This is a genomic window from Rubrobacter calidifluminis (genome assembly GCF_028617075.1).
Taxonomy (GTDB): Bacteria; Actinomycetota; Rubrobacteria; order Rubrobacterales; family Rubrobacteraceae; genus Rubrobacter_E; species Rubrobacter_E calidifluminis.
Map to the genome: position 1 here is coordinate 15,537 of NZ_JAQKGV010000017.1, position 20,041 is coordinate 35,577.

The 20,041-nt window shown below is 66.6% G+C and carries 25 protein-coding genes and 1 tRNA gene; 14 read left to right on the top strand and 12 right to left on the bottom strand.

The genetic code is table 11. The annotated features are described in order from the left end of the window. Complete coding sequence (gene moaA, locus PJB24_RS13110) at window positions 1-987, top strand: GTP 3',8-cyclase MoaA (protein ID WP_273846544.1); 987 nt, start codon at window positions 1-3, stop codon at window positions 985-987. On the opposite strand, the gene PJB24_RS13115 is transcribed toward moaA, so the two are convergent. The 3 genes from PJB24_RS13115 to PJB24_RS13125 are packed head-to-tail and all read right to left on the bottom strand — an operon-like array spanning window position 984 to window position 2,789. Further along, the gene (locus PJB24_RS13115; protein ID WP_273846546.1) at window positions 984-1,286 is read right to left on the bottom strand and encodes an ATP-dependent Clp protease adaptor ClpS; all 303 of its coding nucleotides are present in this window, start codon (window positions 1,284-1,286) and stop codon (window positions 984-986) included. The two genes, moaA and PJB24_RS13115, sit on opposite strands and share 4 nt — an antisense overlap. Before the next feature lie 15 nt (window positions 1,287-1,301). Further along, complete coding sequence (locus tag PJB24_RS13120; RefSeq protein WP_273846547.1) at window positions 1,302-2,471, bottom strand: acetoin utilization protein AcuC; 1,170 nt, start codon at window positions 2,469-2,471, stop codon at window positions 1,302-1,304. Between the two features lie 27 nt (window positions 2,472-2,498). Next, window positions 2,499-2,789: a Dabb family protein gene (locus PJB24_RS13125; protein ID WP_273846549.1), complete on the bottom strand. Its 291-nt coding sequence runs from the start codon at window positions 2,787-2,789 to the stop codon at window positions 2,499-2,501. A gap of 310 nt (window positions 2,790-3,099) precedes the next feature. Between PJB24_RS13125 and PJB24_RS13130 the strand changes: the two genes are divergently transcribed. The 5 genes from PJB24_RS13130 to PJB24_RS13150 all read left to right on the top strand — a co-directional run bounded on the left by PJB24_RS13130 (window position 3,100) and on the right by PJB24_RS13150 (window position 7,023). Continuing rightward, entirely contained in the window at window positions 3,100-3,546 is a 447-nt protein-coding gene (locus PJB24_RS13130) for a C40 family peptidase (protein ID WP_273846551.1), read from the top strand. 269 nt (window positions 3,547-3,815) lie between these two features. Continuing rightward, complete coding sequence (locus tag PJB24_RS13135) at window positions 3,816-4,235, top strand: VOC family protein (protein WP_273846553.1); 420 nt, start codon at window positions 3,816-3,818, stop codon at window positions 4,233-4,235. A 538-nt stretch (window positions 4,236-4,773) separates the two neighbouring features. Continuing rightward, entirely contained in the window at window positions 4,774-5,193 is a 420-nt protein-coding gene (locus PJB24_RS13140; RefSeq protein WP_273846555.1) for an acetamidase/formamidase family protein, read from the top strand. Window positions 5,194-5,271: 78 nt separating this feature from the next. Then, window positions 5,272-6,669, top strand: a complete 1,398-nt coding sequence (locus PJB24_RS13145) for an MFS transporter (RefSeq protein ID WP_273846557.1) — start codon at window positions 5,272-5,274, stop codon at window positions 6,667-6,669. Between the two features lie 72 nt (window positions 6,670-6,741). Next, window positions 6,742-7,023, top strand: coding sequence for a GlsB/YeaQ/YmgE family stress response membrane protein (locus PJB24_RS13150; protein ID WP_273846559.1), 282 nt, complete (start codon window positions 6,742-6,744; stop codon window positions 7,021-7,023). 27 nt (window positions 7,024-7,050) lie between these two features. On the opposite strand, the gene mug is transcribed toward PJB24_RS13150, so the two are convergent. Next, window positions 7,051-7,584 (bottom strand): G/U mismatch-specific DNA glycosylase, encoded by a 534-nt coding sequence (gene mug / locus PJB24_RS13155; RefSeq protein WP_273846561.1) that lies wholly within the window; start codon window positions 7,582-7,584, stop codon window positions 7,051-7,053. A gap of 20 nt (window positions 7,585-7,604) precedes the next feature. On the opposite strand from mug, the gene PJB24_RS13160 reads away from it, so the two are divergent. After that, window positions 7,605-8,435 (top strand): class I SAM-dependent methyltransferase, encoded by an 831-nt coding sequence (locus PJB24_RS13160; protein WP_273846564.1) that lies wholly within the window; start codon window positions 7,605-7,607, stop codon window positions 8,433-8,435. A gap of 24 nt (window positions 8,436-8,459) precedes the next feature. Here the strand turns inward: PJB24_RS13160 and PJB24_RS13165 are convergent, their stop codons facing one another. Both PJB24_RS13165 and PJB24_RS13170 read right to left on the bottom strand, forming a co-directional pair. After that, on the bottom strand, window positions 8,460-8,939 hold the full coding sequence (locus PJB24_RS13165; protein ID WP_273846567.1) for a hypothetical protein: 480 nt from the start codon (window positions 8,937-8,939) through the stop codon (window positions 8,460-8,462). A gap of 73 nt (window positions 8,940-9,012) precedes the next feature. Beyond that, window positions 9,013-10,305: a glucose-6-phosphate isomerase gene (locus PJB24_RS13170; protein WP_273846569.1), complete on the bottom strand. Its 1,293-nt coding sequence runs from the start codon at window positions 10,303-10,305 to the stop codon at window positions 9,013-9,015. Window positions 10,306-10,405: 100 nt separating this feature from the next. On the opposite strand from PJB24_RS13170, the gene nth reads away from it, so the two are divergent. The 4 genes from nth (at window position 10,406) to PJB24_RS13190 (ending at window position 12,215) form a co-directional block, all read left to right on the top strand. After that, window positions 10,406-11,050: an endonuclease III gene (gene nth, locus PJB24_RS13175; protein WP_273846572.1), complete on the top strand. Its 645-nt coding sequence runs from the start codon at window positions 10,406-10,408 to the stop codon at window positions 11,048-11,050. 30 nt (window positions 11,051-11,080) lie between these two features. Then, a tRNA-Ser gene (locus PJB24_RS13180) sits at window positions 11,081-11,166 on the top strand. Between the two features lie 161 nt (window positions 11,167-11,327). Continuing rightward, the gene (locus PJB24_RS13185; protein WP_273846575.1) at window positions 11,328-11,675 is read left to right on the top strand and encodes a hypothetical protein; all 348 of its coding nucleotides are present in this window, start codon (window positions 11,328-11,330) and stop codon (window positions 11,673-11,675) included. 168 nt (window positions 11,676-11,843) lie between these two features. Next, complete coding sequence (locus PJB24_RS13190; protein ID WP_420541947.1) at window positions 11,844-12,215, top strand: hotdog fold thioesterase; 372 nt, start codon at window positions 11,844-11,846, stop codon at window positions 12,213-12,215. Here PJB24_RS13190 and PJB24_RS13195 read toward each other — a convergent pair. Beyond that, window positions 12,200-12,988 (bottom strand): lipoate--protein ligase family protein, encoded by a 789-nt coding sequence (locus PJB24_RS13195; RefSeq protein ID WP_273846579.1) that lies wholly within the window; start codon window positions 12,986-12,988, stop codon window positions 12,200-12,202. The genes PJB24_RS13190 and PJB24_RS13195 overlap by 16 nt on opposite strands. Then, on the bottom strand, window positions 12,985-13,263 hold the full coding sequence (locus PJB24_RS13200; protein WP_420541948.1) for a lipoate-protein ligase small subunit: 279 nt from the start codon (window positions 13,261-13,263) through the stop codon (window positions 12,985-12,987). The genes PJB24_RS13195 and PJB24_RS13200 overlap by 4 nt, the downstream gene beginning before the upstream one ends. 117 nt (window positions 13,264-13,380) lie before the next feature. Here PJB24_RS13200 and PJB24_RS13205 point away from each other — a divergent pair, with 117 nt between their 5' ends. The 3 genes from PJB24_RS13205 to PJB24_RS13215 all read left to right on the top strand — a co-directional run bounded on the left by PJB24_RS13205 (window position 13,381) and on the right by PJB24_RS13215 (window position 15,170). Then, window positions 13,381-13,851 (top strand): Hsp20/alpha crystallin family protein, encoded by a 471-nt coding sequence (locus PJB24_RS13205; protein ID WP_273846581.1) that lies wholly within the window; start codon window positions 13,381-13,383, stop codon window positions 13,849-13,851. Between the two features lie 162 nt (window positions 13,852-14,013). Then, a complete protein-coding gene (locus PJB24_RS13210; protein WP_273846583.1) occupies window positions 14,014-14,817 on the top strand; it encodes a sigma-70 family RNA polymerase sigma factor in 804 nt (267 codons plus the stop codon). After that, window positions 14,814-15,170, top strand: a complete 357-nt coding sequence (locus PJB24_RS13215; RefSeq protein ID WP_273846585.1) for a hypothetical protein — start codon at window positions 14,814-14,816, stop codon at window positions 15,168-15,170. Before PJB24_RS13210 ends, PJB24_RS13215 begins: the two co-directional genes overlap by 4 nt. Window positions 15,171-15,420: 250 nt before the next feature. Here PJB24_RS13215 and PJB24_RS13220 read toward each other — a convergent pair whose 3' ends face one another. The 4 genes from PJB24_RS13220 to PJB24_RS13235 form a co-directional block, all read right to left on the bottom strand. Further along, a complete protein-coding gene (locus PJB24_RS13220; RefSeq protein ID WP_273846587.1) occupies window positions 15,421-16,275 on the bottom strand; it encodes an SDH family Clp fold serine proteinase in 855 nt (284 codons plus the stop codon). A gap of 98 nt (window positions 16,276-16,373) precedes the next feature. Further along, a complete protein-coding gene (locus PJB24_RS13225; protein ID WP_273846589.1) occupies window positions 16,374-17,075 on the bottom strand; it encodes a metallophosphoesterase family protein in 702 nt (233 codons plus the stop codon). A 75-nt stretch (window positions 17,076-17,150) separates the two neighbouring features. Beyond that, complete coding sequence (locus PJB24_RS13230; RefSeq protein WP_273846591.1) at window positions 17,151-19,793, bottom strand: ATP-dependent Clp protease ATP-binding subunit; 2,643 nt, start codon at window positions 19,791-19,793, stop codon at window positions 17,151-17,153. Continuing rightward, the gene (locus PJB24_RS13235; protein WP_273846593.1) at window positions 19,774-20,034 is read right to left on the bottom strand and encodes a hypothetical protein; all 261 of its coding nucleotides are present in this window, start codon (window positions 20,032-20,034) and stop codon (window positions 19,774-19,776) included. Before PJB24_RS13235 ends, PJB24_RS13230 begins: the two co-directional genes overlap by 20 nt. Window positions 20,035-20,041: the final 7 nt, after the last annotated feature.

The window sequence follows — 20,041 nt, forward strand, 5'->3', positions numbered from 1 at the left end:
ATGGCACAGCTCACAGACAGCTACGACAGGAAGATCGACTACCTGAGGATATCGGTCACCGACCGGTGCAACTTCCGCTGCCAGTACTGCATGCCCGAGGACATAAAGTTCCAGGATAAGAGCGAGCACCTCACGCTCGACGAGATGCTCATCTTCGCCGAGGCTTGCCTCGCTTTAGGGATAACCAAGGTGCGCGTGACCGGCGGCGAGCCGCTGGTTCGCAAGGGCGTCGTCGACTTCGTAGGCGGCCTGAAGTCACTCGGCTTCAGAGAGGTCACGATGACGACCAACGGTTTTCTCCTCCGGGACAACCTGGATGCCCTGGTCGAGGCCGGGCTCGACAGGATAAACATCTCCCTCGATACCTTGAAGCCCGAGAAGTTCGCTTTCATAACCCGCCGCGACCACTTCCAGAGAGTCTGGGACGCGATAATGGCCGCGCTCGAGACACCCTTGTCGCCGGTGAAGATAAACGCGGTGGCGATGCGGGGGATAAACGACGACGAGATCGCGGACATGGCCCGGCTCACGCTGCGCTACCCGCTGCACGTGCGCTTCATCGAGCTGATGCCCTTAAACGGCGACACCGACGGCACCCGCTTCCGCAAGCTCTTCATCTCGGGGCGCGAGATCCTCGAGCGGGCGCAGGAAGAGCTCGGCGAGCTCGAACCAGTCGAGAAGGAGGATCCGGCCGCCCCGGCCGACGAGTTCAGGTTCGCCGGCGCCCCGGGCAACTTCGGTGTCATAACCCCGGTCTCCGAACCTTTCTGCGCGATGTGCTCGCGCCTGAGGCTCACGGCCGACGGCAAGATCCACCCCTGCCTGCTCACCGACCTGGACGTGCCGGTGAAGGATGCGATCCGCTCTCCCGACCCGATCCCGGCCATACACGAGGTACTCTGGCACGCCGCCCGCATAAAGCCCCCGGCGGGGCAGACTCTCCCCGAGGAGTCGCGGCGTCGGACGATGAGCCAGATCGGGGGTTAGCCGGCCCGGTCCGGCTCGATGGTGGCGATGAGCCCCTCGTTCTGGAGCCCCTCCTGGTAGAGCTCGGCGAGCTCTTTGTGGCAGCGGGCCACGACCGCTTTCCCTCTGGTGTGGGCCTCGAGCATCAAGGAGACGGCGCGCGGGAGGCTCATGCGCGGGATGACCTTCCGCAGGGCGTAGACGACGTGGTCCATGGGGGTGTGGTCGTCGTTGTGCAGGATGACCCTGTAGGGGGGCTCCCCCGTGACCTTGCTGCGGGTCTCCTTCGCCGGTTTGGTGCCGGGAACGGTCTGCGTCATCTCACGTACCTCCGGTTACTCTCCTCGCTTTCTGCCGTGTATGAGGCTCACGACTTCTTCCAGCACCCGCTCGGTGTTCCTGTTGTTCGCGTATGCTATCTCCTTCGCGCGCGGGATGCTCTCGGGCGCGGGGTCGTGCATGAGCGTGGGAAGCTCGACCGGGCTCTCTTTCTCGTGTCGGGCGAGCCACCCGGCGGGGATCTTCTCCGGGAGCTCCTGGTGCGAGAGCGCGGCCCACAAAGCCGTCCACGCCCGCGGAACGACGCGCCAGTGGTCGTACCCTCCTCCGCCAAGCGCGACCCAGCGCCCGCCGCAGAGCTCGTGGGCGAGCTCGTGCACCCGCCTCGGGATGTACTCGTAGAGCGCCATGCTGGCCGAAAGGTGGGTGAGGGGATCCAGGGCGTGTCCGTCGCAGCCGTTCTGCGAGATGATGATGTCCGGCTCGAAGGCCCTCAAAGCCTCGGGCACGACGGCCTCGAAGCAGGAGATCCAGGACTCGTCGTCGGTGAACGGCTCGAGCGGTACGTTGACGGCGTAGCCGTACCCCTCGCCCCTCCCGCGCTCCTCGACGCCACCGGTCCCGGGAAAGAGGAACCTCCCGGTCTCGTGCATGGAGATGGTGAGCACCTCCGGGTCGTCGTAGAACGCCCACTGTACCCCGTCGCCGTGGTGGGCGTCGGTGTCGAGGTAGGCCACCCGCAGGTGCGGATGCTCCTGCTTCAGGCGCGCTATGGCTACGGCCGCGTCGTTGTAGACGCAGAACCCGCTCGCCCTGGACCGCAGCGCATGGTGCAGCCCCCCCGCGATGCACATCGCGTGCTCGCAGCTCCCGTCGGCCACCATCCGGGCCGCAGTGAGTACCGCCCCGACGACCCTGGCGGAGGCCTCGTGCATCCGGGGGAAGACCGGGTTGTCCGGGGTGTTGAGCCCGTAGTGGACTAGCTCCGAGAGATCCGAGACCTCGTCCGCCTTCTGCACGAGCCTCACGTAGGTGAGGCTGTGTACCTGCAGGAGGTCCTCCTCGGTGGCCGGTGCGCTCTTCACGAAGCCGTAACCCTCGAACAGCCCCGCAGCTTCGCTCAACTCCAGCGCGAGCCGGATGCGCAAGGGGTTGAACGGGTGGTCCTCGCCGAACCCGTAGTCTTCCAGCCCGCGGTCGTGCACCACCGCCACCCGACCGCCCATCCAGAGAGGCCTCCTCTTCGCTCCTCGCTACGCCTCGTAGTCTACCGCGATGAGGTTCGTCGTGAGCCGTCCGAGCTTCTCCAGCACCGCCAGATGCTCCGGGTGCTCCCGGTAGCGCGCGAGATCCTCCACGCTCTCGAACCGCGCGAAGAGCCCGTGGGTGAAACCTCCTCCCCGATCGCTGAAGTTCTCCCCGGCCGTGAGGTCCACCACCCCCGGTACCTTCTCCCTGAGCGCCCGCAGAGAGGCGACAAGATCCGCCAGCTCATCCCCGGAGGCCTCCTCCTTCGCCGTGAACAAAACCAGATGCTCGATCACGCCTTCCTCCCTCTTCCGTTCACCCCGCGAAGCATACCTTACCCAAGGATCTCCCACATCCACCCCTGCTTGTTACACGAATTGCCGCAGTGTTAAGGAAATTTAAAATGCTTCCCGACCCTGATTTCCCATTTTGCCCCATCACTGGGCGGTTTACGTGTTTCGAAGTTCTTGCGAAGTGGTTGCGATGAGTTTGCGTAAAGATTTCAAAACGGTTACCCTCGTGCCCCGTTGAGAGGAGGGGGTTCTCTACAGGGTGAGAGATCCCCGACTGTTGCAGGCTAGAGAGGGAGGATACGTCCTTTTGGCTGTGAGTGTAAGGCTAAGGCTCGGAATCGTGCTTGCGGCTCTGGCGCTGGCGCTGACGGCTGCGGTGATGGCGTCGCGTTCGGCGGAGGCGCAGACTGTCTCTGGAGATGCGATCGTCTCCGACGCGCAGAGCTATCTTGGCGTTCCTTACGTTTGGGGCGGTGAGTCGCGGGCCGGGGTCGACTGCTCCGGGCTGGTTACGGCTGTGTTTTCGGATTTCGGGATCTACCTGCCGCACAGCTCCTATGCACAATTTTCTTACGGGACGCCGGTTTCGACCCCTGGACCGGGTGATCTCGTCTTCAGCGATTATGGGTACGGGTTCGCCTCGCACGTCGGGATAGCGGTCGGGAACGGGCAGATGATCGACGCGCCCTACCCGGGCACCGTGGTGCGCTACGATCCGATCATCTCCTCTTACGTGAACGGGTACAGGAGCATCGTCTAGTCCCGCGTTCCGGAGTGTTCCATGGCCGCCCGTCTCTCCTCGCGGGCGGCTTTTTTACTTGATCGGTCTTTTCTGGAAGTGGGCTGCTTGTCTGGGTGGGGGCTCTGTCTCTGGAGGACGATCTGTGGCTTGAGGGGACCATTTTCTCACCATTTCAGAAAATCGTGGCTTTCTGGTGTCGCGGGGGAGCTGCTCGACTAACATGTCGAAAAAGACATACGGGAAAGTTGTGGAAGACGGGTCGCTGTGGGCGAGAGAAAGGAGTCCCCTTGGCTGCCTCGTACATACACACCTGCTACAGGATCCTCGACCCCGAGCGGAGCACGGACTTCTACGTGAACAAGCTCGGGATGAAGAAGGTTGGGGAGATGCACTTCTCCGATGCTACCAACTACTTCTTCGCGATGGAGGAGGATCCCTCCTCTCCGATGCTCGAGCTAACCCACAACCACGGGCGTACCGAGCCCTACGATATCGGGGAAGGCTACGGCCACGTCGCCTTCGTCGTGGACGATCTCGAGGGGACCGTGGCGCGGCTCAAAGAGCAGGGGGTCGAGGTGGCCGTCGAGCCCAAGACGATGACCGTGGATGGCAACGACTACAGGATAGCCTTCGTCCTGGACCCGGACGGCTACCGCGTCGAGCTGGTGCAGAGGGGGACGATGAAGGTCGGGGATATGATGCAGTAGGAACCGGGAGAGGAGAAAACGTGGAGGGTCGGACAGTAGAGGTCCTCCCGGAGGACTACAGCTACGTCTTCATCCCTTGCGGAAGCCGGTGGCGCGGGGCGGGATGAGCGAAAGAGGGTGATCCACACCGAGGACGCCTTCGAGAGCAGAATATAAGATCATCCATGACCTTTCTGGCCGGGCGCTCGCAACTGCGAAGTTCCTGGACCCGCAGACCGGGCCCATCTACGTGGAGGGGGCCGGGGCGGGAGATACGCTGGTGGCGCACCTGCAAGAGATAGACCCCGCCCGCGAATACGTGGTGGGCTGCTACATACCGTATCTGGCGGGCTGACATCGACCGGTCTCAGCGTACCCTGCAGGACCCGCTACCGGAGAGGGTCTACGTGTGGAGGCTCATCGAGGAGGGAGGCGGGCGCTACTTGGAGAACGAGGAGGTCGGGGTCAGGCTCCCGTGGGAGCCGTTCGTCGGGACGATCGCGGTGGCCCCGGAACTCGAGGCAATCTCCGCGCTCGCACCGGGGCCTTTCGGGAGAACATGGACGTGCCGGGCGTCAGTCCCGGCAACACCGTCTACCTGCCGGGCTTCAACGAGGGGACGCTCTTCTACACCGGGGACTGCCACGCCCGGCAGGGGCAGGGCAAGCCGTGCGGGGTCGCGCTCGAGGTGACCAGCCGCGTCACGCTCACCTTCGAGGTAGTGAAGGGAGGCGGAATACAGTGGCCGCTCATCGAGGCGCGGGAGGGGGTTATGAGTCGGAGCACCCGGCCGATGGGAGGACGCTGCCCGCACGCCCACGCCGAGCTCGCCGGCTGGCTCGAGAGTTACTACGGCTTCTCCCGTCCCGACGCCTACCAGCCCCACACGCAGGCCAGCGGCCTCTACGTCGGGAACATGGTGGACACCACCTGCTCGCTGGTCGCCTCGGTCGAGAAGCGCTACCTCGGACGTTCCTGAACCCGCAAAAACGTTTGACCCCGTCAAGCAAGGTGGTATCTTTGGCTGAGTGTTCTGGATGCGAGGCAGCGCGAGAGCGTGAGACCGTCTTCCGGGAGCGGATCTTCGCCGAACCGCAACCTGATGCTCGCGGCCATAGCCGCCGCCACGCTTCTGAACCCGCTCAACTCCTCCATGATCGCGGTCGCGCTCTCCCGGATAAACCACGACTTCGGGATGACCTTCGCGGAGGGTTCCTGGATCATCTCGGTTTTCTATCTGGTGAGTGCGATCGCACAGCCGCTCATGGGGAGGCTCTCGGACCTCTACGGGCGCAAGAGGGTGTTCCTCTGCGGGCTCGTGGTTTCGGCGATGGCGAGCATGCTCGCCCCCCTCTCACCCACGTTCTGGTGGCTCGTGGGGTTCAGGGTGCTGCAGGCCGCCGGGACCTCGGCGCTCTTCCCGGCCGGCGCTGCGATGATCCGGGAACACATCACCGAACGGCAGGCCTCCGCCCTCGGGGTGCTCGCCGTCTTCTCTTCGACGTCGGCGGCCTTCGGACCAACCATCGGGGGTTTCCTGGTCCGCTACGGTGACTGGCCTCTGGTCTTCTTCGTCAACCTCCCATTCATAGTCTTCTCGTTCGTCCTGGGCTGGCGGGTCCTGCCCGCCGACCGGCAGGTCCGCAAGAGTGAGCGCGGAGAATTCGCGGAAGAACTCGTGAAGCTCGACCCCGCAGGCATACTGCTCTTCGCTGCCTGCGTGATCGGGGCGCTCCTCTTCTTGCTCTCGCTCCGGGGATCGCCCGACTTCCCCGCCTGTGGTGTCGCCCTCGCAGCGGCGGGGCTCTTCTACCTCCGCGAGCGCTCCGCTCGAAGTCCTTTCCTGGATCTGCGCGGCTCCCTCGCGCACCGGGAGGTGGTCTCGGTCTACCTCCAGTTCGTGCTTGTTAACGTCGTCTACTACTGCTCCTTCATCGGTATGCCGACCTACCTGCAGGACGCCCGGCACATCCCCGCCGATACCACCGGTACCATGATGCTCGCCCTCGCCGGAAGCGGCGTCGTCCTCACCCCCCTCGCAGCCCGCCTGATAGACCGCATCGGCCCGAAACCCGGCATCATCTTCGCCGCACTTTGTATGGTGGCCGGCAGCATACTGCTCTCCACCGTGCCAGCCCGCGGCGGCATCCCGCACCTCCTCCTCGCGCTCGTCATCCTCGGCAGCGCGGGCGGGTTCAACAACCTCGGGCTGCAGACCGCCCTTTACAGCTTCGTGCCCCAGGAGGAGGTCGGCAGCGCCTCCGGCCTCTTCCAGACCTCGCGCTACCTTGGCACCATCCTCTCGACCAGCCTGCTCGGCGTCGAGTTCGCCTCCGGCGTGGATACTCCCCACCTGCACGCGGTGGCCTTCGGCATGGCGGCCGTCGCCGCGATCGCCCTGCTGCTATCGCTCCTCATGCGTAACCCCGGACCTCCGGCAAAACAGCAGACCTGACGTTTTGTTATTTCGAAAACCAGAGTATACTGGTGGGCAGTAGTAACCATGACTACATAGGAGGTTCGGGAAGTGGGCATCGTGTCCTGGATAATCATTGGTCTGATCGCGGGGGCGCTTGCGAAGCTGATCCTGCCGGGGGACGACCCGGGCGGGATCATCGTGACCATCATCATCGGTATAGTCGGGGCGATCATCGGCGGGATCGTCGTCGGGGCCTTCGGCGGGCCCGGGGTGACGGGGGTGAACGTGAGCTCGATCATCGTCGCGATAATCGGTGCGATCATCCTGCTTTTGCTCTACCGGCTGTTCGTCGGGCGTACCGCGCGCGGGGGCAGGAGGAGGCGTACGTGAGGTGAGGGGCGCTCTGGCGCCCCTCTTTCATCCCCGCCGGGCTTCTTCCCTGACGAAGGGGACCAGTATCCTGTAGTGCTCGACGAGCTCCTCGAAGCGCATCCGGTTGAGGCCGGAGGGGGAGGGAACGACGATGTCCACGATCCCGGGTACGGCCGAATCTCCCTGCACGCCCCAACTCGACCGCGATGAGCCCCGGAACCAGCGGTAGACCCCGATGCCCGTGTAAGCAACGGCGCGGGGCCGGAAGCGTTCGAGGTCCTTCCGCAGCCGCCGGGCTCCGGCGAGGACCTCCTGCCTCTTCAGCTCGTCGGCGCGGCGCGTCGGGCGGGGGCAGAGGTTTGTGAACCCGATGCCGAGCCCGAGCAGCTCTTCGTCCTCCTCCGGACGGTAGAGCCTCTCCGTGATCCCGGCGGCGTACAGCACGCGCCAGAAGCGGTTGGCAGGGTGCGCGTAGTGGCGGCCGCTCTTCCCCGATCTCAGAGACGGGTTGTAGCCGCAGAAGACGAGCTTCAGACCGGCTTTCAGCAGATCCTTCGCCACGGTCCGGGAGTGTAGCACGGGTTATCATCTGGCAGGCCATGGAGTGCGGTGACCTCACCGGGAATTTGAGGAGCCTGGGGCTGCTTCTGGCCCTGTTGCCGGAAGCCCCGGGAGAGTTTCGTGACCGGGCCGCGGGGTACGCAGAGATGCTGCTGGAGCGGATCCTCATAGGGCGGGTCTCCTACGACACCGTCGGATGGGAGGGGCTTCTACAGGAACTCGAGGAACGTTTCGGTGATGTCGGGCGGGTCCTCTCCGAGCCGGCGCTGCGCGAGGTCGAGGAGAGGACCCGGCGTCTGCTCGCCGACATACGCGGTGAGGACCCGTTCATGCGGCGCTGGGCGGCGGACTCCCTGCTCGCCCGGTTGTGCTACCTCCTCTGCCGCCTGCTGCGGCCCCGGGTTGTACTCGAGACGGGGGTCGCCTACGGGGTGAGCTCGGCGTTCATCCTGAGGGCGCTGGAGCAGAACGGAGGCGGCATCCTGCACAGCGTCGACCTGCCCCCGCTGAGATCGGGCTACGAGAAGTCCTGGGGGGTGGCGGTGGACGAGGGGATGAGGAGGCGGTGGTGCCTGCACCGGGGAGCGAGCAGAAAAGTGCTCCCCGGGCTTCTCGAACGGCTCGGGCGGGTGGACCTCTTCGTGCACGACAGCCTGCACACCCGGAGCAACATGCTGCGCGAGTTCGGGCTCGTCTGGCCCTACCTGACCGGGGGAGGGGTGCTCGTCGCGGACGACGTCGAGCGCAACGACGCCTTCGGCGAGCTGCGCCGGTGGGGGCCCGAGCTGTGGCGCGTGGTGGAAGACCGGGAGCGCGGCCCGCTTTGGGGCCGCGCAGCCCCGGTGGTGTTCGGTGTTGCGATCAGGTGAAGAAGGAGCCTTGGGGCCGGCTCTTCACGGCGAGGCTTTGCCGGAGGAGTCTTCCCCGCTCATCTCCCGGGGGCCGTAGCGCCCGACCAGCGAGTAGTACAGGGCGTCGTCCCGCCTCTCGACGCGCAGGTGCCCGCCGCCGGTCAGCTCGGAGAGCATCTGGTCGGCCTCTCTTACGGTGAGCGTGGTGCTCATCGCCACGTCCGCCGCGGTGAGGCTGCCCCCGCCCTCCCTGAGGGCCGTGAGCAGCTCACGCTCTTTAGCCGGTGCCGAGGGCAGCGCGCGCCTGCGTTTCACGATCCCGTTCGCCGCGTGCCCCAGCAGGGCGGCGGCGGGGATCATCAGCCCGAAGGCTGGTATCAGCGTGGCGGGCGGGCTGAGGAACGAGAACGCCAGCGCGCCGAACAAGAAGACGATCCCCAGGGCTGTCTCCACTATCGGAGGGTCTTCGTACTCCCTTCCTGTCCGTCGCCGGTGTTCCGGCACGCTTGTGGTCTGCTGCACCCGGCCTCCTGTGCTCCGGTTGGCTTGTGAAGTATCTTACGTTGTCGAGTATACCGGAGGGATGGCCCGGAGACTAGTATCCGGGCCGCCCCATCCGGGAGTAGGTGAACTGCTTGCTCGCCTCCACGCCCGGCTGGTCGAAGGCGTTCACGCCGTAGAGGGAGCCCGCGATCGCGGTCTGCACCTCCAGCGCGACGAAGAGGTAGCCGAGGTTCTCCTCGCTGATGCGGTCCAGCCGGATCGTGGTGTTCGGGCGTCCCGCCTCGGTGAGCGCCCGCCGGGTCGCGTCGCACTCGACGTTCAGCAGTTCGGCCATCGTGTGCCCGCCGAGGTAGCCCACGCCTTCGAGATCCTCGTAGGCCGGCGGGATCTCCAGGTCGCGCGGGTGCTCCTCGACCTGCACGATCTCGATCACCTTGTCCTGCGGCCCCTGCATGTAGAGCTGCAGCTGGGAATGCTGGTCGGTGGTCCCGACCGCCCCGTGTGGGGTGGAGCCTTTCCCGTCCTTGCCGAGCGACTCGGCCCAGAGCTGGACGAACCACGCCGCGACCCGCTCCAGCGCGTCGGCGTAGGTCATCATCACCCGGATGTTCCGCCCGCGCGCGGTATCCATCAGGTAGTGCATCGCCGCTCCGACGACCGCCGGATGCTCCGCCCCCCGCTCCCTGACCTCGCGCACGCACTCCGCGGCTCCGCGCAGGAGGGCGTCTATGTCCAATCCCGTGACCGCCGCGGGCAGAAGCCCAACCGGTGAGAGCACCGAGAACCTCCCGCCCACGTCCTTCGGGATGGGGAGCGTGCGCAGATCCTCCCGGTCGGCGATCCGCTTCAGGAAGCCCTCTTCGGGGTCGGTGGTCGCGATCGTGCGGTGCTGGTAGCCGAAGTCCCCCAGAGCGCTCGCCAGCATCCCGCGCACCACGAGGAAGCCCGCCATCGTCTCCGCCGTCGAGCCCGACTTCGTCACCACGTTCACCCACGTCCCCTCCGGCTCCGCCACGTCCAGGATGGCGGCGAGCGTCGCGGGGTCGGTGTTCTCGGCGAAGTGGATGCGCGGCCCCCTGCGCTCGGGCATCTGGTTGTAGTAGGGGTGGTTGAGCGCCCGGTGCAGCGCTATCGGGCCGAGGGCGGAGCCCCCGATGCCGATGTGGATGAAGTCCGTCGGGCTCGAGCTTCGTATCTCGCCGGCCGTCCTCAGGCAGGCGTCGGCGTACTCGCGCGTCTCCGGGAGCTTCATGAACCCGGGTTCGTCCTCGAGGAGCTTCCCGGCAGCCTCCTGCAGCCGGGGTGTGATCTCCGAGAGCTCCTTCTCCGTGATGCCACCTTCCACCTCGATGAGGTTCGTGTAGTCGAAGCTGACCTCGGCCAATTCGGTCCTCCTGAACTCCGTAGCCTGCAGAAGAGTTTACCGGGATATAATCGCGCCCGCGGACGAAACCACGATGACGGGCGAGGGAGGGGGAGAGAACATGCCGGACGAAACGAAGCGCAGGAGAGCCCGGGAGGTTCTCTCCCGGCTCGAAGAGCTCTACCCCGGCGCCACGACCGAGCTCTCCTGGTCGAACCCTCTGGAGTTGCTGGTCGCCACCATCCTCTCCGCCCGCACCACCGACAAGACCGTGAACAAGATCACACCCCGCCTCTTCCAGAGGTACCGCACCGCCCGCGACTACGCCGAGGCCGACCCGAACGAGCTGGAGGAGATGTTGCGCCCGAGCGGCTTCTACCGCAGCAAGGCCCGGGCCATACAGGGGATGGCCCGCACCCTCGTCGAGGAGCACGGCGGCGAGGTGCCGCACACGCTGGAGGAACTCACCGCCCTCCCGGGCGTCGGCCGCAAGACGGCGAACGTCGTCCTCGGCACCGCCTTCGGCAACGGCGAGGGCGTGGTCGTCGATACTCATGTCCGCCGCCTCTCCGGGCGCCTCGGCCTCAGCCGCGAGAAGGACCCCGAAAAGATAGAACGCGACCTCATCGAGCTGGTCCCGGAAGAGAAGCGGCCGCTCTTCTCCCACCTGCTCATCCTGCACGGCAGGAGGGTCTGCAAACCCCGCCGCCCCGACTGCCCGAACTGCGTGCTCAACGACATATGCCCCTCGGCCTTCAAGACCTGAGGGAGCCGGTGTAAAATCCCCGGTGGGTACGGGAGCATGGCAGAGCGGACGAATGCGCTGGTCTTGAAAACCAGAGGCGGCTGTGCCGCCCGTAGGTTCGAATCCTACTGCTCCCGCTCCTTCGACCTCCAGTGAGGGATGGAGGACTATATGGAGTATTCTTTAAAAAAATTTAAGTAAATGGGCCATTTGAGGTTTTTGCTTTGCTAGACTGTGGGTATATCCTCTCCCGGCAGAGAGGATGATGTTGACATGGAGAGTAATGGAAGGAGGTAGAGTGAAGAGGTTGGTGTATCTGGCTGCGGCCGCGCTCATAGCGGTGCTGCTTCTCGCGCCGGCTGCCTTCGCGCAGACTACGGGTGGCACTACGGGCAGCACTGCCAGTAGCCCTGCCAGCAGCTCCTCTGCGAGCAGCAGCGCGATGGGCGGGGGCTCGACGATGATGAGCAGCGGCACCATGAGCAGCAGCGCCATGAGCAGCAGCGCCATGAGCAGCGTCAGCGGCACCGGCCAGAAGGGTGGGAAGCTGGCCGAGAGCGGTGGTCCGGCGATCATCCTTCCGGCTGCTGCCCTGCTTCTTGGTTCGGGCATCCTGACGTTCGCTGTCCTGCGCCGTCGTCAGTAGTTTCGGCTCTGGCCACCTGAAAGAGGCCAGTGAAGGAGGCCGGCCTTCGGGCCGGCCTCCTTCATTGTTCTCCGATCCGTTGCCTTCGTTTTTTCGGGCTGTGGTGGGGATGATCCGTGCGAAGAGAGTCGAAGGGGTGGTGGGTTGGATTCTTCCTTCGAGACCCTCATGGAGGCTTTGGGGATCGAGATAGAAGAGGTTTGTGCTCGGAGGGTCGTCGCGAAGATGCCGGTGCACGGCCCGACCCGGCAGACTTTCGGGCTTCTGCACGGCGGGGCCTCGGCGGCGCTGGCGGAGACCGTCGCGAGCCTCGGAACCTACGACATGGTGGATAAGGAGCGGCAGAGCGTGGTCGGTACGGAGGTCACGGCGAGCCACCTCCGGCCGAAGGGTAGGGGGACGGTGAGGGCGTTGGGGCAGCCCATTCACCGCGGCGATCGGGAGGTGCTCTGGGACGTGAGGATCACCGACGAGCGCGGACGGCTCGTCTGCAGCGCCCGCTGCACCGTCGCCGTGGTCCCGCGCTACGGGATCGAGTAGATCCAGTCGCGGGTCCCGTAGAGCTCGCGGGTGAGGCGTTCGGCTTCGGCCAGCTCTTCCGGGGTGAGGGTATCCTCTGTGAGGCCGTCTGCGGTGTTGCGCCCGGCGAAGGTCTCTATCATGTGTTCGATGATCTCTTCGCGGGGGAGGCTGGTCTGGCGCCGCAGGGGGCCGACCCGCTTCTCGGCGCTCTGGATGGCCTTGTCCGAGAGCTTCTCCTGCCCGATGCGCAGTATCCGGAGCATCCTGGCGGTGTCGATCTCGTAGGAGAGGGTGTCGTGGTGCAAAACGGCGCCGTGGGCCCGTCCCTGGGCCGCCCCCCCGATCTTGCCGTTCTTCGAGGAGATGTCGTTTATCGGCTCGTAGTAGGCCTCGATTCCGAGCGAGCGGAACGCCTCCACGACCCACTCGTCGAGGAAAGCGTAGGAGTCCACCGTCGACATCCCGGCGACCAGCTCCAGGGGAGCGTAGATCGAGAAGGTGATTATGTTCCCGGGCTCGACGAACATAGCGCCGCCGCCGGTGGTGCGGCGGATGATCTCGACGCCCTCCCTGCGCGCCTCCTCCTCGTTTACCTCGTTGCTCACGGACTGGAAGCGGCCGATCACGACCTCGTCCTTGTGGCGCCCCCAGAAGCGCAGCGTCGGCGGTCGCTCTCCGGAGCCGACCCTGCGGGTCAGAACCTCGTCTATGGCGACGTTCACCGGCGGATCGACCGGCTCCCCGCGGATCAGACGCCACCGGTAGCGCTTCCAGCGATCCTCCAGGCTCATGACGAGAGCGCCCTCCTCACAGCCCGCGCGACGGCCTCGGGCGAGAAGCCGACCATCTCGGCCTCCGGCGGGAGCGCCTCCCTGATACGCGCGGCCAGCTCCTCCTCCGCGAGCGTGGCCGGCGCCCCCTCCAGCGCCCCCGTGATCGCCGAGAGCGCCTCCGGAGGGTCGAGGAAGAAGTCGCCGCTTACGCGCACGCCCCTCAGCACCCCGCCTTCGATCTCGAGGTCGGCGACGACGAGCTTGCCGCCGCGGCTCTTGTACTCTCCGTGCATCCCGAAATGTAGTTTACCCCGGATCTCCGGGAGGGCTTGCATTCGCCGGATCTCCCGCTAATAACGAGGCTGGAACGAACGAGACGTAGTAACGAGCAGGAAAGGAGGTGGTGTTCCATGGCTCTTGCTCCGATCCGTGGGTTCTGGGACATTCAGAGTGAGTTCGACCGCATGTTCGACGAGATGGTAGGCAGCCTGTTCGGCAGGCGCCGGGGTGGCCAGGAGAGGCTCTGGGCGCCGCCGATGGAGGTGTACGCCCACGGCGGGGACCTGGTGATCCACGTCGACCTGCCGGGCGTGACACTGGATGACGTGGACATCACCCTCGAGGGGACGACGCTCACGATAAGCGGCCAGCGTAAGGGCACCGAAGAGGAGGTCAACCACTACCTGCAGGAGCTGCCCTACGGCGCGTTCCGCAGGAGCATGACCGTCCCCGAGGGGGTCGATGCGGATAGCGTCAAGGCCCGGCTCGAGAACGGCGTGCTCGAGGTCGTCCTGCCCGGCGCGGTCTCCGAGGTGGCCCCGAAGAAGATAGCCATCGAGGCCGGCGAGAGCAGGAAGACCCTGGAGGGCAGCGCCTCCTGAGCCACCCTGCACCCCGGCACGTCCGGGTAGCCTGAGCGAGAGGCCCGTGTCCGCCTGCGACACGGGCCTCTCCTGCGTTTGGGAGGGGTGTTCGCAAGGTATATATATGACAGAAAGAGTCCAACTCTTATCGAGGGAGTCTGGATCTTGGAGGTGTGCGAGATGGTATCTCATGGCAGGGTGGCCGTTCCGGTCAGGGTTCACGACGATGAGAGGACTCTGCTCGAGAGGGCTGCCCGGGGTGAGCGGGAGGCCCGGCGGCGTCTGATCGAGTCGCACCTCGGGCTGGTGGCTGCCATCGCCCGGCGCTACGCGCGCAGGTGGGGTGCACCATTCGAAGATCTCCTGCAGGAGGGGGCGCTCGCTCTGGTGCAGGCCGTCGACCACTACGACCCGTCCAGGGGGATGAAGCTCTCGACCTACGCGAACTGGTGGGTGAGCCGGGCCGTGAGGCGGGCCGCCATGGCGTACGTGAGGCCGGTGCGAGTACCTGAGGAGGTGTGGGAGCGTGCCGGGAGGGTCTCGCGCGCCGAGGAGGAGGTACGCTCGCGGCTCGGGCACGAGGCCGGAGAGCGCGCGGTGGCCTCCGCGCTCGGGTGGACCGCTGAGGAGCTCTCGGAGGTGAGGCGGGCGCTCGAGCCCGTCGCCTCGCTCGAGGCCCCGGTAGGCGAGGAAGGCGACGGGGAGCTCGCCGAGGTGCTCCCCGGTGAGGCCGAGGACCCGGCAGAGGAGGCCGCCCGCAGCGACGCCCGACGCCGGCTGGCGGAAGCTCTCGCGGCGCTGCCGGAGCGGGAGCGGAGGGTTCTCTCGCTCAGGAACGGATTCGAGGGCGAGCCGGCCACGCTCGCCGAGGCGGGCCGAGAGCTCGGGGTCTCGCGCGAGCGGGCCCGGCAGATCGAGGGCTCGGCGCTAGAGAGGCTGCGCCGGCGCAGCCGCGAGTTCGGGCTGGAAGGGCTCGCGGCTTGAGCGCCCCGCCAGGGGATCTCGAGGCGGCCCGCGAGGCGCTCGAGCGTGCGGTGGCCGACGCGCAGGCGCGCAGGAAGAGCGTCCTCGACCCGGTGCTCAAGGAGCAGATCGGCGAGGAGATCTGGCGGCTGCGAAGGAGGGTCGTGGGCCTCGAGCGGGAGCGCGCCGGGAGGATGCTCGCCCGGGCCTCCCGCGAAGCCTCGGAGGCGGCCGCGTCCGGCGACCCTGCTCGCTACGAGGGGGCGCACCGGGAGATGGCCCGCCACAGGGTCGCCTTCGCCGACGCCTCGGATCTGCTGGAGAAGCTCGAAGAGGAAGGACCTTCCTCCTCCAGGCGACTGCTCGGCGGCTGAGGAGGGTTGCACGCGCGGGCGGCCCCGCTAATAAAGAGGGTGGAGAGAGGATCAGAGAGAGATCCTCTGAGAAAGGGGGTGGTCGCGATGAAACGGAGAGGAGTCAGGACCGGCTGACGGAGCCATCGAGAGCCAACCCCGCAGGCTACGGCGGAGGTCCGGAGCAAAGGTGCCATCACCACCTCCGGACAGGCTCACCCGGCCGGAGAGGGCAAAGGCCGCGGGGTTGGATTTTTCGTGCCCGGAGGACCTAACCTTCTCTGCTCCCCCGGGCCGGGACCGAACGGCGGGGCTGGCGGGGCGGCTGGATGGGGGAGGGGACGTACTCCACGGACTCCCTGCGGCCCCGCGGCTGCGGGTAGAGCTTCATGAGCGTGTAGACGGCGGGGTCTATGCCGACCTTCACCGGCAGCCCGAGGGAGATGAGCTCGTCGGGCTCCAGCGGGTAGTCGTGGGTCCAGGTGCCCGAGGAGAGTACCCGCGCCACCTCCCGCGCCCGGGCGGGATCCATGTGGTGCTCGAGCAGTCTGCCGACGAACCTCTCGACCTGCCGGAGGGCCTTGCGGCTCATGTCTGCGAGTATCAAAGTGCGGTCGTCGGGGTCTCTGGCTTGTTCTGCGGCGGCGACGATCGAGGCGGCGGGATACTCGCCGAGCTGCGGGTCCACTGGGCCCAGGGCGGCGTGGGGGTCGAGGTTTATCTCGTCTGCGGCGAGCGCGATCAGAGTGCCCCCGCTCATCGCGTAATGGGGGACTATCGCCCGCACGGGGCCGTCGTGCTCAGCGAGGGCGTTCGCGATCTGGCTCGCCGCCAGCACCATCCCGCCCGGGGTGTGCAGGATTATGTCTATGGGCCTCCCCGGAGGCGTCGCCCTTATCGCGCCGAGCACGCTCTGGGCGTCGTCGATGTCTATGTAGCGGACCACGGGGAACCCGAGAAACGACATCGTCTCCTGGCGGTGGATCAAGGTTATCACCGTGGAACCCCGCTCGGAGGCGAGCCGGGCCAGGGTCCTCTGCCGGGAGAGCTCAAGCAGGCGCTGCTGGATCACCGGCTGCAGCGAGGCGATGATCAGGAAAATCCAGAAGAGGTTCAGGAGCTCCATCCGTCTCTCCCCGAGGATCCTTGAGGTGGCATCTCGTTCGTATGACCTGAAATGTTACCAGAGCGACGCGACGCCTACTGCTCCTCCGTGTACCGACCTTAGGGGGCCGGCGCCTGGAGGCCTGCCTCCCTGGCCTCCTGCGCCCTCAGGTCGGCGAGCATGAACTTTCCGGAGGTGAGATCTCCGGCCTGCACCACCAGCGAGGTGCCGAGCATCACCCGCTCGAAGCCCTCGCCGCCGCAGAGGACCAGCCGCGGGGTATAGGTGTTCACGAGCTCGGCGAGGACCTCGCTGCCGGCTTCCCCGAGACCCTTGTGGGCGGGTCGGGTGCCGAGCAGGAAGACCTTCTGGTAGTCCCTGAGCTCCTGCAGGATCTTGAGCCGGTACTCCGCCTCCCAGGCGGGGTACCGGAGGTTCTCGACCTCTTCGCGAACCCTGGTGGGCTCGTCCACTACCTCGCCGCCCATCCCGGCGAACGCCACGTACCCCGGACCGAAGGCGAAGGTGCCGTGCACGCCGTGTATGAACGGGAAGACGATCTCTGCGTTGTACGCCTCCCTGAGGTACCTCCCCACCGGGGCGTCGTCGGGGCCGGGGACGTAGAAGGCGGGGAGGCCCGCATCCCCCAGGGTCCTGAGCAGCCCGGCGTACTCTTCCGCCTCGCCGCCCGCGCTGAGGTTCCCGACGAGGGCCACCGCGTCGGCCCCTTCGGCACGGGCCCTCTCCAGGAATCTGCGCGTGAGCTCCACGTCACCCCGCGGGTTCGCGCCGAGCGCTACGGTGCGGACGTGCTCCCTCATCCTGGAAGACCACCTCCTTTCTCTCGCCCGAAGACAGGAAGCCCGGCTGAGGACGATCAGCCGGGCTTCTTTTGTCTATCTTTCCTCGACCGTGGCCGCGCCCTCGAGCACCTCGAAGTCGAAGCTGCCGTCCTTCACGCCGACGACGACCCTGTCCCCGGCCTCGAGCGCCCCTTCGAGGACCAGCCGGGAGAGTTCGTTGTCTATGCGGCGCTGGATGGTGCGCCTCAGCGGCCTCGCCCCGAACTGCGGGTCGAAGCCCTCCTCGGCCAGAAGTTCGACGGCCTCGTCGGTGAACTCAACCTCGATGTCCTGCGCCTCGAGCCGCCTGCGGGTGTGCTCCAGCAGGAGCCGGGCTATCTCGACGATCTGCTCCTTCGTGAGGGCCCGGAAGACGATCACCTCGTCGATGCGGTTTATGAACTCGGGCCGGAAGTGGGCTCCGAGGAGCTTCATCATGTCCTCCTTGAGCTCCTCGAAGGACTCCTTGCGCCTGGCGTGCGCCTGGATCCTCTCGGCGCCCAGGTTCGAGGTCATGATGATCACCGTGTTCTTGAAGTCCACGGTGCGTCCCTGGGCGTCGGTCAGGCGCCCGTCGTCGAGGATCTGCAGCAGGACGTTGAACACGTCCGGGTGGGCCTTCTCGATCTCGTCCAGGAGCACCACCGAGTAGGGGCGCTTGCGCACCGCCTCGGTGAGCTGGCCGGCCTCCTCGTAGCCGACGTACCCCGGGGGAGCCCCGACGAGCCGGCTGACGGTGTGCTTCTCCTGGAACTCGCTCATGTCTATGCGGACCATGGCGTCCTCGTCGCCGAAGAGCGCCTCGCTGAGCGCGCGGGCGAGCTCGGTCTTGCCGACCCCGGTCGGCCCGAGGAAGAGGAAGCTCCCGATGGGTCGGTTCGGGTCGGAGAGACCGGCGCGGGCGCGCCTGACGGCCTCGGCGACCGCGGAGACGGCCTCGTCCTGCCCGACGACCCGCTCGTGCAGCCGGCTCTCGAGGTTCAGCAGCCGCTGGCGCTCCTCCTGGGTGAGCTGGCTCACCGGGATGCCGGTCTGACGGCTCACCACCTCGGCTATGTCCTCGGGCGTGACCTCGGCGGAAGCCTTGTGCCCGGCCCTGTAGGCCCCGAGCCGGTCCTGCAGCTCCTGGATCTGGCCCTTGAGCTCCTGGGCCCTGTGGTAGTCCTCGGCGGAGACGGCCTGGTCCTTCTCGCGCCGCAGGCGCTCTATCTCCTCCTCTATCGCCCGGGTGTCCTCGGGCTTGGTCTTAGAGCGCAGCCGGACCCTGGCCGCCGCCTGGTCCATCAGGTCTATCGCCTTGTCCGGCAGGAAGCGCCCGGTTATGTAGCGGTCGGAGAGCTCGGCGGCGGCGACGATGGCCTCGTCGTTTATCTTCACCCGGTGGTGCGCCTCGTAGCGGTCCTTGAGGCCCCTGAGCACGTCTATGGTCTCGTCGACGGTGAGCTCGCGCACCAGCACTGGCTGGAAACGCCGCTCAAGCGCCGCGTCCTTCTCGATGTGCTTGCGGTACTCGTCGACGGTGGTCGCCCCGATCACGTGCAGCTCACCCCGGGCGAGCGCGGGCTTGAGCATGTTCGAGGCGTCCACGGAGCCTTCGGCGGCCCCCGCTCCCACGACCGTGTGCAGCTCGTCTATGAAGACGATCAACTCGTCGGAATGCTCCCGGATCTCGTCGATGATCTTCTTCAGGCGCTCCTCGAACTGCCCCCGGTACTGGGTCCCGGCGACGATCCCGGAGAGGTTGAGCTCGATGACCCGCTTGCCGGCGAGCGTCTCGGGCACCTCGCCGCTTACGATCCTCTGGGCTATGCCCTCGACGATGGCGGTCTTCCCGACGCCGGGGTCCCCGATCAGAACCGGGTTGTTCTTCGTCCTGCGGCTGAGGATCTCGATCGTCGTCTCGACCTCGTCCGCGCGTCCGATGACCGGGTCGAGCCTGCCCTCCCTGGCCATCTGGGTGAGGTCGCGCCCGTACTCGTCGAGCGTGGGGGTGGAGCTGGGCTTCTCGCGCGCGGCCCCGCTGCGGTCGACGCCGCGCACGACCGCCCCGCGCAGCCGGGTGTGCGAGAGCCCGAAGCGCCTGAGGAGCTGCGCGGCCTCGCTCTCCTCGTCGCGGGCTATCGCGAGCAGCACGTGCTCGGGCCCTATGTAGGAGGAGCCGAGCTCCTGCGACTCTTCGTAGGCCGAAAGCAGCGCCCGCTTGGCGTCCGGCGAGAGCCCGGGCGAGGCGCTCTCCTTCGGCTCACCCTTCTCGGTCTCCTCGTCGAGCTGGGCCGCTATCGCACCGGCGTCGGCGTCGACCTCCTCGAGCACCCGCCTGACTATCTCCTCCTCGAGCGCAGCACCGAGCAGGTGCGAAGAGGTTATGTCCTCGCTGCCCCATTCGGCGGCGCGCCGGGCGGCCCGCTGCAAAAGCTTCTCCGTCGCGTCGGAGAAATAGCGGGTTATGTCCACCTGCTCCGCCTGCCTCCTCGGGGCCGAGACGGTGCCCCCGAAGGGTTCTTCCTCGAAGAAGCGGCTGAAGAAGTCGTCGAAGAGGCTGCCCCTACCGAAGGACGACGCTCCCCTCGCTCCTCTCGCCTCGGCCGCGTGTATCTCGCACAGATGCTGCACCCGCGGGGGCTCGCCGGGTACGATCCTCCTCAGCGTGACCGTGGCCGGCCTCACCCCGCACACATCACACATTCTCTCTGCCATGTTCTCTTCTACCTCCCGTCTTTCTGTTCTCGTGGTTTCTCAAAGCGGCGCGGGCCATCTGTATCGCCTGCAGGAGCCCGCTCTCGGCGGCGGAGGCCACCACCCTGCGCTGCTCCTCCAGATCCAGGCTCGCGAATGCTTCCTCCCATCCTTCGACGACCTCCGCGAGCCTGCGGTAGAACTCTTCTTCCATCCTGCGCCCGGCCTCGCTCTCGCCGGGCCTGCTCATCCCACCCGTCAACGCCGCT

Bases quoted from the DNA above. Each gene is read 5' to 3' on its own strand.
- PJB24_RS13200 (WP_420541948.1), bottom strand. From the start codon at position 13,263: ATGCACGGAGAGTACAAGAGCCGCGGCGGCAAGCTCGTCGTCGCCGAC.
- PJB24_RS13220 (WP_273846587.1), bottom strand. From the start codon at position 16,275: ATGGAGCTCCTGAACCTCTTCTGGATTTTCCTGATCATCGCCTCGCTG.
- PJB24_RS13195 (WP_273846579.1), bottom strand. From the start codon at position 12,988: ATGAGCCTGGAGGATCGCTGGAAGCGCTACCGGTGGCGTCTGATCCGC.
- PJB24_RS13225 (WP_273846589.1), bottom strand. From the start codon at position 17,075: ATGAGGGAGCACGTCCGCACCGTAGCGCTCGGCGCGAACCCGCGGGGT.
- PJB24_RS13190 (WP_420541947.1), top strand. From the start codon at position 11,844: ATGGAGGCTTTGGGGATCGAGATAGAAGAGGTTTGTGCTCGGAGGGTC.
- PJB24_RS13205 (WP_273846581.1), top strand. From the start codon at position 13,381: ATGGCTCTTGCTCCGATCCGTGGGTTCTGGGACATTCAGAGTGAGTTC.
- PJB24_RS13115 (WP_273846546.1), bottom strand. From the start codon at position 1,286: ATGACGCAGACCGTTCCCGGCACCAAACCGGCGAAGGAGACCCGCAGC.
- PJB24_RS13140 (WP_273846555.1), top strand. From the start codon at position 4,774: ATGGACGTGCCGGGCGTCAGTCCCGGCAACACCGTCTACCTGCCGGGC.
- PJB24_RS13120 (WP_273846547.1), bottom strand. From the start codon at position 2,471: ATGGGCGGTCGGGTGGCGGTGGTGCACGACCGCGGGCTGGAAGACTAC.
- PJB24_RS13230 (WP_273846591.1), bottom strand. From the start codon at position 19,793: ATGGCAGAGAGAATGTGTGATGTGTGCGGGGTGAGGCCGGCCACGGTC.
- PJB24_RS13210 (WP_273846583.1), top strand. From the start codon at position 14,014: ATGGTATCTCATGGCAGGGTGGCCGTTCCGGTCAGGGTTCACGACGAT.
- nth (WP_273846572.1), top strand. From the start codon at position 10,406: ATGCCGGACGAAACGAAGCGCAGGAGAGCCCGGGAGGTTCTCTCCCGG.
- PJB24_RS13160 (WP_273846564.1), top strand. From the start codon at position 7,605: ATGGAGTGCGGTGACCTCACCGGGAATTTGAGGAGCCTGGGGCTGCTT.
- moaA (WP_273846544.1), top strand. From the start codon at position 1: ATGGCACAGCTCACAGACAGCTACGACAGGAAGATCGACTACCTGAGG.